The sequence below is a fragment of the Streptomyces sp. NPDC058683 genome (genome assembly GCF_042716195.1).
In the GTDB taxonomy this organism is placed as follows: domain Bacteria; phylum Actinomycetota; class Actinomycetes; order Streptomycetales; family Streptomycetaceae; genus Streptomyces.
On sequence record NZ_JBHXSK010000020.1, the window covers coordinates 112406 to 126171 of the forward strand.

Annotated in this window: 12 protein-coding genes; 6 read left to right on the forward strand and 6 right to left on the reverse strand. The window is 71.6% G+C overall.

Annotated features, from left to right (window positions below):
• Position 1: 1 nt before the first annotated feature.
• Positions 2 to 2818 (forward strand): NHLP bacteriocin export ABC transporter permease/ATPase subunit, encoded by a 2817-nt coding sequence (locus tag ACFWXC_RS23000; protein WP_384481416.1) that lies wholly within the window; start codon positions 2 to 4, stop codon positions 2816 to 2818.
• Between the two features lie 4 nt (positions 2819 to 2822).
• Here ACFWXC_RS23000 and ACFWXC_RS23005 read toward each other — a convergent pair whose 3' ends face one another.
• On the reverse strand, positions 2823 to 3353 hold the full coding sequence (locus ACFWXC_RS23005) for an SRPBCC domain-containing protein (protein ID WP_384481418.1): 531 nt from the start codon (positions 3351 to 3353) through the stop codon (positions 2823 to 2825).
• Between the two features lie 242 nt (positions 3354 to 3595).
• Here ACFWXC_RS23005 and ACFWXC_RS23010 point away from each other — a divergent pair, with 242 nt between their 5' ends.
• Entirely contained in the window at positions 3596 to 4309 is a 714-nt protein-coding gene (locus tag ACFWXC_RS23010; protein ID WP_384481420.1) for a VOC family protein, read from the forward strand.
• A 90-nt stretch (positions 4310 to 4399) separates the two neighbouring features.
• Here the strand turns inward: ACFWXC_RS23010 and ACFWXC_RS23015 are convergent, their stop codons facing one another.
• The gene (locus ACFWXC_RS23015) at positions 4400 to 5218 is read right to left on the reverse strand and encodes an alpha/beta hydrolase (protein ID WP_384481422.1); all 819 of its coding nucleotides are present in this window, start codon (positions 5216 to 5218) and stop codon (positions 4400 to 4402) included.
• Positions 5219 to 5370: 152 nt separating this feature from the next.
• On the opposite strand from ACFWXC_RS23015, the gene ACFWXC_RS23020 reads away from it, so the two are divergent.
• Complete coding sequence (locus tag ACFWXC_RS23020) at positions 5371 to 6876, forward strand: MFS transporter (RefSeq protein WP_384481424.1); 1506 nt, start codon at positions 5371 to 5373, stop codon at positions 6874 to 6876.
• A 214-nt stretch (positions 6877 to 7090) separates the two neighbouring features.
• Positions 7091 to 7474, forward strand: a complete 384-nt coding sequence (locus tag ACFWXC_RS23025) for an STAS domain-containing protein (protein WP_384481426.1) — start codon at positions 7091 to 7093, stop codon at positions 7472 to 7474.
• A 133-nt stretch (positions 7475 to 7607) separates the two neighbouring features.
• On the opposite strand, the gene ACFWXC_RS23030 is transcribed toward ACFWXC_RS23025, so the two are convergent.
• A complete protein-coding gene (locus ACFWXC_RS23030) occupies positions 7608 to 8030 on the reverse strand; it encodes a subtilase-type protease inhibitor (protein ID WP_384481428.1) in 423 nt (140 codons plus the stop codon).
• Positions 8031 to 8353: 323 nt separating this feature from the next.
• Between ACFWXC_RS23030 and ACFWXC_RS23035 the strand changes: the two genes are divergently transcribed.
• Together ACFWXC_RS23035 and ACFWXC_RS23040 are read left to right on the forward strand one after the other, a co-directional pair.
• Positions 8354 to 8884, forward strand: a complete 531-nt coding sequence (locus tag ACFWXC_RS23035) for a hypothetical protein (protein WP_384481429.1) — start codon at positions 8354 to 8356, stop codon at positions 8882 to 8884.
• Between the two features lie 205 nt (positions 8885 to 9089).
• Positions 9090 to 10709 (forward strand): purine-cytosine permease family protein, encoded by a 1620-nt coding sequence (locus tag ACFWXC_RS23040; protein ID WP_384481431.1) that lies wholly within the window; start codon positions 9090 to 9092, stop codon positions 10707 to 10709.
• A gap of 337 nt (positions 10710 to 11046) precedes the next feature.
• Here the strand turns inward: ACFWXC_RS23040 and ACFWXC_RS23045 are convergent, their stop codons facing one another.
• The 3 genes from ACFWXC_RS23045 to ACFWXC_RS23055 all read right to left on the reverse strand — a co-directional run bounded on the left by ACFWXC_RS23045 (position 11047) and on the right by ACFWXC_RS23055 (position 13766).
• A complete protein-coding gene (locus ACFWXC_RS23045) occupies positions 11047 to 12678 on the reverse strand; it encodes an RICIN domain-containing protein (RefSeq protein WP_384481433.1) in 1632 nt (543 codons plus the stop codon).
• Between the two features lie 467 nt (positions 12679 to 13145).
• On the reverse strand, positions 13146 to 13523 hold the full coding sequence (locus ACFWXC_RS23050; protein WP_384481435.1) for a toxin Doc: 378 nt from the start codon (positions 13521 to 13523) through the stop codon (positions 13146 to 13148).
• A gap of 3 nt (positions 13524 to 13526) precedes the next feature.
• Complete coding sequence (locus ACFWXC_RS23055) at positions 13527 to 13766, reverse strand: hypothetical protein (RefSeq protein ID WP_384481437.1); 240 nt, start codon at positions 13764 to 13766, stop codon at positions 13527 to 13529.

A 13766-nucleotide genomic window follows, 5' to 3' on the forward strand; every position in this document is an offset into this window, starting at 1 on the left:
GATGACGACCGCAGACGACGGCGACCTCGTTCTCGGCGCCCTCGGCTCACTGGGCGCCCGGATCGACTGCACCGGTTTCAACCGCCTGGACCTCGAAGGGCCGCAGGTGCTGTGGCTGGTGGTGTCCGGCGCCCTGGACCTGTTCGCGGTGGACGCCGAACAGCAGGGTCACTGGCACCATCTGGGCCGGCTGGAGGCCGGTGCTCTGCTGCTCGGCCCGGTCGCCGGACCCCAGCACACCCTGGTGGCCCGCCCGTTGCGGGACTGCGTGGTCCACCGCATCGGCCTGCGCGAGCTCTACCAGCCCGCCTCCACCCAGACCTGGTCCTACGACGAGTACGGCAACCCCCAGTACGTGCCGCCGACCACCAGCCCCCTGGAGTACGCGCTCGCACTCGGCGTCGGCCGCGGCCTGTCGATCCTCTTCCAGGCCCCGATGGCCGCCAGTGAGCGGGCCGCGGCCCCCACCGACGACGACGTCTTCTGGATGCAGGTGCCGCCGGGCAGCGTGCAGTACGGCTCGCTGTACGGCGCGGAGGCGGCCGCCGACCTGCTGATGGACCCGGCCCTGTGGCAGAGCGTGGTCGATCAGCAGTACCGGCTGCTCACCACCCTTGACCGGTGGATCGAGCAGCTGGAGCACACCCACGAGACCCGCACCGCGGCCGGTATCAAGGCCGGTGAGGCGGTCCGCGCCCAGGCCGACCGCACCCTGCTCGCCTCCATCGGCAAGGCGGCCAAGCGCACCACGGCCGCCGACGCCGACGCCTCCTACGCGGCCTGCCGACTGGTCGCCCAGGCGGCCGGCATCACCCTCGCCGAGCCCGCGCAGAGCGGCACCGAGAGCGACCGCATCGACCCGGTCGAACGGGTGGCCCTGGCGTCCCGGGTGCGGATCCGGGCGGTACGACTGGACGGCCGATGGTGGCGGGACAACGTGGGACCGCTCGTCGGACACCGGGCCCTGTCCGGCGCTCCGGTCGCGCTGCTGTGGCGGCGCGGCGGCTATGTCGCCGTCCATCCGGCGACCGGCCGGGAGACCCCGATCGAGAAGGCGAACGCCGAGGAGTTCGAGCCGCGCGCGGTGATGTTCTACCGCCCGCTGCCCGACAAGGCGCTCACCCCGTTCGGCCTGCTCAGGTTCAGCCTGCGCGGCACCCGTGGCGACCTCGGCAGTCTGCTCCTCGCCGGGCTGGTGACCGTGGCGATCGGCTCTCTGGTGCCGATCGCGACCGGCAAGGTGCTCGGCGAGTACGTGCCGAAGGCCCAGACGAACCTGATCGTGCAGGTCTGCCTGGCGGTGATGATCAGCGCGGTGGTGTCGGCCGCGTTCACGCTCCTGGAGAACCTCACCATCCTCCGCCTGGAGGGCCGGATCGAGGCGACCCTCCAGCCGGCCGTCTGGGACCGGCTGCTGCGGCTGCCCACGAAGTTCTTCACCCAGCGCTCGACCGGTGAGCTGGCCAGCGCGGCCATGGGCATCAGCGCGATCCGCCGGCTGCTGGCGGGCGTCGGCCCGGTGGTCGCCCAGTCGGTGACCGTCGGCGCGATGAACCTGGGCCTGCTGTTCTGGTACAGCGTCCCGATGGCGCTGGCGGCCGTTGCCATGCTCGTCGTCATCGGCGCCCTCTTCCTGGGGCTCGGGCTGTGGCAGGTGCGCTGGCAGCGCCGCCTCGTGGTGCTCGGCAACAAGCTGAACAACCAGGCCTTCCAGACCCTGCGGGGTCTGCCCAAGCTGCGGGTGGCGGCGGCCGAGAACTACGCGTACGCGGCCTGGGCGGGCGAGTTCGCGCGCAGCCGTGAACTCCAGCAGAAGGTGGGCCGGATCAAGAACCTCACCAGCGTGCTGGGCTCGGTCTATCTCCCGGTCTGCACCCTGCTGATGTTCATGCTGCTGGCGGGTCCGGCGAGGGGCGCCATGGACGCGGCGGCCTTCCTCACCTTCAACACGTCGGTGACGATGCTGCTCACCTCGGTCACCCAGCTGACCGGCTCCTTCGTGTCGGCGGTGGCCGCGCTGCCGCTGTTCGAGGAGATCCAGCCGGTCCTGGAGGCCGCCCCGGAGGTGCGCACCGCCAGCACCCGTCCCGGCCCGCTGTCCGGCGGCATCGAGGCCCGCCGTCTGTCCTTCCGGTACTCCGACGACGGTCCGCTCGTCCTGGACGACGTCTCCTTCGAGGTGCGGCCGGGCGAGTTCGTGGCGATCGTCGGCCCCAGCGGCTGCGGCAAGTCGACGCTGCTGCGACTGCTGATCGGCTTCGACAAACCGGTCTCGGGGAGCGTGCTGTACGACGGCCAGGACCTGGGCGCGCTCGACCAGTCCGCGGTGCGCCGGCAGTGCGGGGTGGTGCTCCAGCACGCGCAGCCGTTCACCGGCTCGATCCTGGACGTCATCTGCGGCACCGAGCCGTACACGCCCGAGGAGGCGATGGCGGCGGCCGAGATGGCGGGCCTCGCCGAGGACATCAAGCGGATGCCGATGGGGCTGCACACGATCGTCGCCGGGAGCGGTGCGATCTCGGGCGGCCAGCGGCAGCGGCTGATGATCGCCCAGGCGCTGATCCGGCGGCCCCGCATCCTGTTCTTCGACGAGGCCACCAGCGCCCTGGACAACGACACCCAGCGCACGGTCATCGAGAGCACCCGCAAGCTGAACGCCACCCGGATCGTCATCGCCCACCGGCTGTCGACGGTCATGGACGCCGACCGGGTCGTCGTGATGGAGGACGGCAAGGTCGCCCAGCAGGGCCCGCCGGCCCAGCTGCTCGCCGACACCGGCGGGCGTCTGCACGAGCTGGTGCGGCGGCAGCTGACGTGACCGGTCAGGCGTCCAGACCGGGGATGGGGGCGCCGGAGGGGAACCCGGCGGCCAGACAGGCGTCGTAGAACTCCCGCCAGTCGGCGGCGTCCTCGGAATGCGGGCCCGCGTGTCCCTCGCCGGCGGCCAGGGCGTCGAGTGCGAGCAGGCAGACCTCCCAGCCGGCGGCGTTGCGGGCGGCCGCGTTCTCCTCGGCCAGCGCCTGGGTCAGGGTGAACCGGGTGCGCTTCGCGTCCAGCGCTTCGAGGCCGAAGTCCAGTTCGTCGCCGCCCCAGGTGAAGGACAGGTGCCGCGGTTCGTCGACGGCGAGCACCGTGCCCGTGGCGTTCGCCTGGCGGGGGTCGCCGCTGAACCGGACGGTGCCGCCGTCGCGCGGCTCGATGTCGAGACGCGACGGGAACCAGTGGGCCGACGCGTCCGGATCCGTCACGAACTGCCAGACGCGCTCGGCGGGTTGGTCGTAGGTACGGGTGAAGCGGACGGCCGGGCGGCCGTCGTCGAGGGTGAGGTAGGTGCCGGTGAGTTCGGCGGGCATGGGGATCAGTCCTTCGGAGAATGTGCCGTCGCTTCCGTATTCCCCCTCTGACTCTTTCACTCCCACCTGGCCGGCGACCGACGACCTGCCGCGGGTACGCCCGAAGCGATCGGCGCCGGCCTCCGTACCGCAGACCGGAAAAACAGTGGATCCGCGCAGGGGGGTTGCACCTATCCTCGCCGGAGGTGCAGACATGGCCCTGTCGACAGTTGGCGCTCAACGGACCGAGGAAGCGTGGCGCAATGACCAGCCGGCTCATCGCAATCTCCTTCGACGCACACCAGCCGGAGCGCCTGGCGCATTTCTGGTCCGGGGTCCTGAGGTCGGAGAAGGTGGACGACTCCTACGACGGCGTCTCCCTGGTATCCGGGAACGCCGCCGGTTACCGCGTCGGCTTCCGTCCCACCCAGGCGCAGAAAGTCGCCCAGAACCGGCTGCACTTCGACCTGACCAGTTCCTCCCTGGAGGACCAGCAGGAGACGGTGGCCAGGGCGCTCGACCTCGGCGCGCTCCACGCCGACGTCGGCCAGGGACCGGACGCGTCCCACGTGGTGCTCGCCGACCCCGAGGGCAACGAGTTCTGCGTCATCGAGCCGGGCAACGACTTCCTCGCCGGCGCCGGCTTCGTCGGAGCGCTCGCCTGCGACGGTTCGCAGGCCGTGGGCTACTTCTGGAGCGCCGCGCTGGGCTGGCCGCTGGTCTGGGACCAGGACGAGGAGACCGCCATCCAGTCGCCGAACGGCGGGACCAAGTTCACGTGGGGCGGTCCGCCGCTGATGCCGAACCCCGGCAAGGACCTGCACTTCGACCTCGCGGCGGACGGCGATCAGCAGGCGGAGGTGGAGCGCCTGCTCTCCCTCGGGGCCAAGCGCCTCGACTCCGCCGACGGCCAGGACGGCGCGGTGCTGCTGGCCGACCCCGACGGCAACGAGTTCCGCGTGCTCGCGCACCGGTGAAGCCGGAGCCCGCCTGAGCCGCGGCCGGCGGTGGCCACCGCCGGGAACGGACCGGGGACTCGGACCGGTTCCCCGCACCGGACCGGCAGTTCAGCGCGCCCGGCCCGCCGGTCCCCGCAGTTGCGTGGCCAGCACCCGGACCGCCGCCGCGAACGGAGCAGGGTTGCGCAGGTACTCCATGTGGATGCCCGGGAACTCCGCCCAGGGGGCGCCGATCCGCTGGGCGATCTCGATGGACGGGCGGGCGTAGTACGTGCCGCGGTCCTCGTTGCCGGCGGACAGGATGATCGGGAACGGGGCTGAGCGCAGCGCCTCCTCGTCGGGGACGAAGGCGGCGAAGGCGGGCCACTCGGTCGTGAACAGGTGGTCCTGGTTGCCGAGGAAGCGTTTCCAGAGGTCGTCCGGCCAGCGGTAGGTGCCCTCGCCGCGCACGCCCTGTGCGAAGCGGCGCCCCGCGGCCGGTGCCCCGCCCTCGGCATAGGCCGCGGCCAGCTCCGGGAAGAAGTCGCGGGCCGGGTCGCCGTCGGGGAGGACGTTCACGGCCGGGGGCTCGTGGGCGATGAGTCCCGCCACCGCCTCCGGATGCGTGACGGCCAGGGTGAGGCCGATGATCGCGCCCGCGCTGCTGCCGAACACCAGGGCGCGGCCCTCGGCCAGGGCCCCGATGGTCGCGTGCGCGTCCGCCGCCTGTTCGCCGAGGGTCGTCGGGATGCCGGTGCGGCCGGTGCTGCGGGAGTTGCCGCGCCGGTCGTAGGTGATCACGGTGAACGCGTCCGCGAGATCCTCGGCGATCGCCGAGTAGTAGCCCGCGTCCCCGCCCGCGCCGCTGATCATCAGCAGCGCCGGACCGGCGCCCCGTACCTCGTAGTAGAGCTCCGCGCCGTCCACCGCGAGCCTGCCGTTGCCCATGATCGGTCTCCGTCTCTGCGAAACGTTGCCGTTTCGCTGGAAGTGGTCTACTCTCGATGTGTACGAAACCGTTTCGTTCGCAGCCGGGCAGGCTGTCATACCGAAGCGGTTTCTCGGTAAATCCCGAACGACTTCCCTGGAGTGGTTCCCCCATGTCTGAGAAGACCCTGACCGACGACGTCCGCGTCGGTGCCAAGGAGGCACCACCGGCCGCCGACTCCTCGAAGCGGTGGTGGATCCTCGCGGTCATCGCCGTCGCCCAGCTGATGGTGGTGCTCGACGCCACCATCGTGAACATCGCCCTGCCGTCCGCCCAGGCCGACCTCGGATTCTCCGACGGCAACCGGCAGTGGATCGTGACCGCGTACGCCCTCTCGTTCGCCTCCCTACTCCTGCTCGGCGGACGGATCGCCGACCTGTTCGGCCGCAAGACCGCCTTCCTCATAGGCGTCGTCGGCTTCGCCGCCGTGTCGGCGCTGGGCGGTGCCGCGAACGGCTTCGGGATGCTGGTGACCGCGCGCGCCCTGCAGGGTGCCTTCGGCGCGCTGCTCGCCCCGACCGCGCTCTCGCTGCTCAACACCACGTTCACCGACGCCCGTGAGCGGGCCCGGGCGTTCAGCGTCTACGGCGCCATCGCCGGTGCCGGCGGTGCGGTGGGTCTGCTGCTCGGCGGCATCCTGACCGACACGTTCGACTGGCGCTCGACGCTGTACGTGAACGTCGCGATCGCCGTCGTCGCCTTCGCGGGCGGCATGGCACTGCTGCACAACCACCGCGACGCCGGGAACGCGAAGCTGGACGTGCCGGGCACGGTCCTGGTCGCAGCCGGTCTGTTCTCGCTGGTCTACGGCTTCTCCAACGCCGAGACGCACGACTGGGACTCGCCGCTGACCTGGGGCTTCCTGCTCGCCGGCGTCGTGCTGCTTGCGGCCTTCGCCTGGTGGCAGACCAAGGCCAAGTACCCGCTGCTGCCGCTGGGCATCCTGCTGGAGCGCAACCGGGCGGCCTCGTTCCTCGCCGTGCTGATCTCCGCGGGCGGCATGTTCGGCGTGTTCCTCTTCCTCACCTACTACCTCCAGCTCAACCTCGGCTTCAGCCCGACGAAGACCGGTCTGGCGTTCCTGCCGATGATCGGCGCCCTGATGGTGACCGCGCAGGTCGGCACCCAGGTCCTGGTGCCGCGGATCGGCCCGAAGGCGGTCGTCCCGCTGGGCTTCGCGGTCTCCGCGATCGGCATGGCCTGGCTGACCGACATCGGCGTCGGCTCCAGCTACGTCAGCGCGGTGCTCCCGCAGCTGATCATCACCGGCCTCGGCCTCGGCCTGGTCATGCCGGCGGCCATGCAGCTGGCCACGGGCGGGGTGACGGCCGACGAGGCGGGTGTCGCCTCCGCGACGGTCAACGCCATGCAGCAGGTGGGCGGTTCGATCGGCACGGCGCTGCTCAACACGCTCGCGGCGAGCGCGGCGACGGACTACCTGACCGGGCGGGACGCGACCAGCAAGCTGGTGCAGGCCCAGGCGACGATCGAGAGCTACACGACCGCGTTCTGGTGGTCGGCCGGCATGTTCGCGGCGGGTGCGGTGATCGCCTTCCTGCTGTTCCGCAAGGGAGTTCCGCAGCAGGACGCGGACGCGGCGCCGGTCGTTCACATGTGACGTGAGCTTCGGAGAGCCGCCGAAGACCGAGGGGTCGCCGTCAGCAGGGAGACGGCGGCCCTTCACCTTTCACCAAGCGCTTCAAGTCAAGCCACTTGAGAGAAATTCACCGGGTCGAGTGAACCTGATCTTGCGCCGCCCGCTTCAGGGATGGCAGGCGCTCCCGGCGGGTACCAACCGGTCCCGTACGCGCCCTGCACCAGGGGGAGCAGAGATGACGCCGGAAGCGGACGAACCCGGGCTGCCCGCCGCCAACTCCTGCGCGCGGACCCATCGGTGCGGGACGTATCTCGTCGTCGAGGTCTTCGGCGAGGTGGACATCGCCACCGGGGAGCTGGTCGCCGAGCATCTGCTCGCGGCCACCGCCGGGGCCGAGCCCGATGTGCTCGTCGATCTGCGGCGGCTGGACTTTCTCGACTGTTCGGGGCTGCGGGTGCTGTGCCGGGCCGAGGCGCGGGCCAGGGAGCGGGGCGGGCGGCTGCGGCTGGTGTGCGAAGGGCCCCGCGTTCCGCGGCTGCTCAGGGCCTCGGGTCTGCTGGGGCGATTTCCGCCGCTCCCCGGGTTTCCCCGGGACGGGAGTGCCGGGGAGCGGCGGTGATGCCGAGGGTCGGCGGGCAGCCCCACACCGCCCGCCGACCCTCGGTGCGAGATCGCAGGTTCCCCGTTCCAGGGGCCGCACTCCCCAGTTGCGGACCTGTTCCGGCAGTCACGAGGACCGTGCGATCCCGGGCTCAGAAGGAGAAGACGCTGACCCCGTAGGCGTCCCTCATGCACTGGTTGCCGAAGGTGCGCTCATAGGAGACGCGCTTGCCCTGCCAGACGCCCTCGACCGTGACCACGACGGGGTCGTAGAGCTTGGTGCACCACACGTCGGTTCTGGGCGCCAGGGCGTCGAAGTCGCCGCCGGCGCCGCTGAGTTCGGCACAGGCCTGGGCGGCCGCCGGGTGGGTGCCGGACGCGGCCGGGGCGCAGTTCAGGGTGACGGCGCGCTCGGGCGTGGCGGTGGCCGCGTCGATGCCGTGACCGGTGGTGAGCACCAGGGCCGAGGGCGCGTAGAGCGAGCTCGGGGCGGCGACGGCGGCCCCGGTCAGGGGTCCGCAGACGGCGGCGGCCGTGAGGCCGAGGGTCGCTGCCCAGCGCGCGGTGGTTCGCATTGTGTGCATCCTTCCGCTTGATTCGACGGGTGCCGCCCACGGCCCGGTGGGTGCCGGGGCGGCGGGCGCCACTCTGCCGAGTCCGCCGTCGAAACACACATCGAACCCACAGGTTTCAGTAACCTTGCGTATTGAATCAGTGGCGTGAAGTCACGGAATTCACGCGCGTCGACCGCACAACAGAGCGGTTCTTGATCGCTCGAAACGGCCGGATGGCCGGATCTCATCACCTCGTTAATCGTCCTGAAACATTCCGCTTCCGCTGTCGGCGGACTTCTCCGCAAGCCCTTGCCTTTGGACTGCAACGGAGTAATCGTCATTACATGATTACTCAAGAGCAACGAGACAAGCTGCGCGGCTGGTTCGCCGGCCGGCTGCCCGACGACCTGTTCGAGGAACTGGCCGAGGTGACGGTGGACCGCGAGGAGATCACCGTCGTCGGGCGCATCCCCGGGCCCAAGCTGGCGGAGGGCGTCTCGGACGCCGAGCGGGAGGCCGCCGTGGAGGGCCGGATCCAGGAGTTCCGGGAGCGCACCCGGGAGACCCGGGTCGCGGTGGCCCGGGAGGCGGAGCACCAGTTCCGGCGCAAGGTGTCCTGGGGTGTGGAGTGCGCCGGGCAGCGGGCGCTGTTCACGCATGTGGCCGCGCCGGTGATGACCCGGCTCCGTCAGCCCGAACGCCAGGTGCTGGACACGCTGATCGCCGGAGGGGTGGCACGCAGCCGCAGCGAGGCACTGGCCTGGTGCGTGCGGCTGGTCCAGAAACACACCGACGACTGGCTGTCCGAACTGCGCGACTCGCTGGAGCATGTCGAGCGGGTCCGGGCTCAGGGGCCGGACGCCGGGCAGGACTGAGACCGTCCAGTGATGGATGAATCATCCACTGCCGCTGCGAAAGCTGGATGAAGAGTCCTCTGGCCGCCGGCCCGACCCGGGCTCTAGCGTCGGCAGAACCCCTCGGGGACGGCCACCGGTCGTCGCACACCCCGCGACACCGACGGCCGTCCGCCCCGTCGCCGCGCCACCCCGCGCTCCACCGCCGTCCCCCGCTGGAGCCCCCTTGTCCTCGCAGCACCCGCAGCACCCGCAGCACCCGCAACCTGCCCCCGCCCCCGCCCCCGCCCCCGCGAAGTCCCTCACCGAAGTCGAGGCCCACGGTGTCGAGCGGATCCCCGACGCGGACCGCACCGCGACCCCGCTCGACCTGTTCCGGCTCGCCTTCGGCGGTGCCAACACCTTCTCGACCTGTGTGCTCGGCGCGTTCCCGATCCTGTTCGGCCTGTCCTTCTGGCAGGGCCTCGCCGCCACCCTGCTCGGGGTGGTCGCGGGCGCGCTGATCCTGTGCCCGATGGCGGTGTTCGGCCCGGTCAACGGCACCAACAACGCCGTCTCGTCCTCCGCTCACCTCGGCGTGCACGGCCGCGTGGTCGGCTCGTTCCTGTCCCTCCTGACGGCGATCGCGTTCTTCTCCATCTCGGTGTGGAGTTCCGGCGACGCCCTGGTCGGCGGCGCACACCGGCTGTTCGGCCTGGAACGCTCCACACTCTCGTACGTCGTCGCGTACGCGCTCTTCGCGGTGCTGGTCCTCGCGGTGTGCGTGTACGGCTTCCGGTTCATGCTGTTCGTCAACAAGGTCGCGGTGGCCTCGGCGAGCCTGCTCTTCGTGCTCGGCGCCATCGCGTTCGCCGGGGACTTCGACCCCTCGTACGCCGGTGTGTTCACGGACACGGCGGACGCGGCGACGAAGGGGATGTTCTGGCCGTCGTTCATCGGCGCGACGCTGATCGTGCTGTCCAACCCGGTGTCGTTCGGGGCGTTCCTCGGTGACTGGTCGCGGTACATCCCGGCCGACGCGCCGCGCCGACGGGTGGTCGGGGCCGCGTTCCTGTCCCAGATCGCGACGCTGCTGCCGTTCGTCTTCGGCCTGGCCACCGCGAGCATCATCGCCGCGAAGGCACCGAAGTACGTCGACCCGGCGGCCCCGGACTTCGTCGGCGGGCTGCTCGCCATCTCCCCCGGCTGGTTCTTCCTGCCCGTGTGTCTGCTCGCCCTGATCGGCGGCATGTCGACGGGCACGACCTCGCTGTACGGCACCGGCCTGGACTTCTCCTCGGTGTTCCCGAGGCTGTCGCGCGTCCAGGCGACCGTGCTCGTCGGCGTGCTGTCCATCGCGTTCATCTTCATCGGCCGGTTCGGCCTGGACCTGGTGCAGTCGATCTCGACCTTCGCCACCATGATCATCACCTGCACCACGCCGTGGATGGTGGTGATGATGCTGGGCTTCTGGACCCGGCGCGGCTGGTACGACCCGGACGCCCTACAGGTCTTCAACCGCCGCCAGCGCGGCGGCCGTTACTGGTTCTCGCACGGCTGGAACTGGCGCGGGATGACGGCCTGGTGGGTCTCGGCGGTGATCGGCGTGCTGTTCACCAACATCCCGGGCCAGTTCGTCGGCCCGCTGGGCGACCTCGCAGGCGGGGTCGACATCAGCCTGCCGCTGTCCCTCGCGGTGGCCGCCGTACTGTTCCTGACGCTGCTGCGGCTGTTCCCCGAGCCGCGCGCCGTCTACGGCCCCCAGGGGCCCCGGCTGGTCCCGACCGTCGAGGTCCCGGTGCCCCCGATCACCGGTCCCGGCACCGAACCGGAGATCACCCGGCCCGCGGCGACCGCCGCGAGCTGACGCGGGCTCCTCGGCCGCGCCCCACCGGGGCGCGGTGCGGTACCGACGTGCGGTGCGGTACCGAGGTGCGGCTCCGGCAGGTGTGCCCGACCGGTCACGGCGGGCGCGCCGGCGGCCAGGTGCGGCGCCGCGCGCAGGGGCCGCGCGCTCGCGAGGCTCCGCGGCGCCGGGATGTGGCCGGGAGGCCCGGTCCACGAGGGCCGCGGCGGCAACCGGGAGCCGCCGCACGGGTGCGCAGGCCGCGCCGGAGCCGGGTCCGTGGCCGCGAAGGGCCGGGCCCGGCGGCACGGCCGCCCGGAGCGGCCACCGGCCCGGCCCGGCGCCTTGCGCGAAGCGCCTAGTTGCCGGACAGCTCCGCCGGCTGGGCCGAAGGACCGCCGGTTCCGGCGATGGAGAGGGAGCCGGAGCTCTGGGACGGGGCCGGCGGGTCGGTCAGCCAGTGCTGGGTGCTGGAGCGGTCGCGGACCTTCACGACGACGTCGGCGCCCGCGTCCACGCCGGCCGTGGCGAGGGCGAGGGTCTGGTCCCAGCGGGGCAGCAACTCGCCCTGGACGGTGAGGTCGTAGCGCACGTCGTCACCGCGCTCGGTACCGGCGTCCGCGCAGGTGCCGACGATGACCACCCCGCCGTCCGCGTGCGAGTCCAGGCACAGCTCACGGTCGGCCACGCTGCGCAGCTCGCCGTCGGTCTCGTACGTCCACTCCTGGGTCGAGGACGAGGAGCACACCGCCAGGACGACACTCGCCCCGGCCTTCGGCTCACCGTTGATGTCAAGGCACAGCTGGGCGGCGACGTTGCGCAGCCGGGTCGCGTGGTCGGCGGCGGGCAGTCCGGCGGCCGTACCGGAGGTGGGCGTCGCCTCGGGGTCGGAATCGCCGGGCACCAGGCCTGCGGAGGCCACGGCGTCGCTGCCGTCGCCGCCGCCCGACAGCGCACTGACCGCGAGGACGGAGGCCAGCAGGCCCGCCCCGGCGACGCCGACGCTGGTCAGCAGCGTCTTCGACGACCAGGACCCCGGCGGCCGGGGCACCGGCACGGTGATGCGGGCCAGGATCCGGTTCCGAGCCGTCGCGCGGCGACGGCCGCCTCCGGACCTCCGGGAGGCGGAACGGGTACGGGGCTCGACCTCGCTGCCCTTGCGTCCCGGGCGCGAGTCGAGGTAGCGGCGGGCTCCCCAGCCGAGCACCGCTTCGACGAGCAGCCCCCCGAGGCCGCCATCGACCTGGCCGAGTTGCTCGGCGGCGGCCCGGCAGTACGGGCACTGTGCGAGATGTTCCTGGACATCCGGCAGCAGAGCGCCGCCGCGGCGCAGCGGGACGTCCAGCAGCCGGTTGTAGTAGCGGCACTCCTGGGACGGCGCGAGTTCCCGGTGGGCACGGACACACCCCTCCCGGAATTTCTCCCGGGCGTCTTCGAGAGCGGCGCCCGCGGTTGCCGTGTCCATGCCCAACAGACCGGCCGGTACGGTTATGGGTTCCGCCTCGACCTCGATGTGCCACAGCAGACTCTGGGCGAGCGCCGGAAGACCCAGGAATGAACGCTCCGCGAGGGTGCGGTTTTCCGGTGTCATGGACTTCGTGGCGCGCATACCGCGGCCACCGGCCGGTTTCCCGAGGTCCGGAAGAACCTCCGCTATTCGGTCCTCGGCCGACCAGTTGGCGACCGTGTCGCGGACGGAGACCAGCAGCCGGGGCCGGAGCGCGTCGGCGGTCTCCCCCAGGGCCACCCGGTCCAGGACCTGGTGGAAGGCGGCGGCCGCGACCATGTGGGCGACGGGCCCGGAGACGGCCAGGCAGATGACCGCGTATTCCTGTACCGGACGCCAGTGCCGGGCCATGAGCAGCGCGGCGGAACGGGAGGCCTCGATGTCGGACCCGGCGCGCAGCGGAGCGGCGAGGGACTCGTCGGACTCCCCTGAACCAGCGCCCGGCGGCGGATAGGGAGGTCGAGGCGGGTGGGGGGTGGGCACTGAGCGGATTCCTTTGGTGCGGTGGTGCGTACCTCTTCGGTGCGCGTACGGGGAGCGGGAATTGACCGGTATGGCGTCGGTCGCGTTCCCCAACTGCGGAATAGTTCCTGGCCATTACCCCCCGCGGGGATGATTCACCCTCGCACAAGTCTCACACAAGCAACAAGGCACCTGTACAACATCGACAGCATTGACAGAATGTCAGAAAGACGGCTGCGGCCATTGTCCTGTCACGGTCGTATTCACCTTTACGCACACCCCGTGTGAACGGTGCGCCCACTCCGGTCCCGCGCGCACGCTCCCGGCCCACCCGTGCGGGTAGTCCACTGGTGACCGGCCCTCCTCGTACGGCCCCGCGCGGAACGGCGGCTCTTCTGCGCGAAACAGGTCGCCGACCCCGTTCCTCCCGCCCGTGGCCGGCGGCCCCAGAGGCGCCGGAGGCAGCTTTACCCGCAGGTCCGGGCAGGTCAGAGCTGCCAGGAACGGAGCCGGTCCGCCGCGCCGTAGACGTCGGTCTTGCCGTCCAACAGGTCGCGGGCGAGGTCGACGAGGGCGCCGTAGGGCGGGTCGATGCCCACACCGCTGACGAACATGTAGGCCACGGCCGTCGCGCAGGCGAACCGGGCGTTGGCCGCGGGCAGCGGCTTGAGCAGGGCGAGGGTGTGCAGCAGAGCGGCGGCCCGCCAGGCCGGGCCGGAGTCCACACCGAGCCGGGGCGGGTCGACCCGGTGCCGGGCGACCGCGGCGACCAGCGCGGAGAAATCATCGACGGTGGGCTGGTCCGGCAGCACTTCCTCATGACGCTGCAGGAGCCAGGGCACGTCGATATGGATGACCGGCGGCATGGCTCAGGCGGCCTCGCCCTTCGCGGGCGCCTCGTCGTCGGGGAACGCGGCCGCGAACTCGGCGGCGTGCGCGGCGAAGAACCGGCGGAACTCCTGCGCCCCCTCCTGCAACGCCCGGTGCCGGGCGATGTCGGCGGCGGCCGCCTCACGGACGAGGGCTTTCATGGACGTACCGCGCTCCTTGGCTATCTGCCTCAGGTCCTCTAGCTCGCGGTCACTGAACTCCACGTTGAGAGCTGGCAT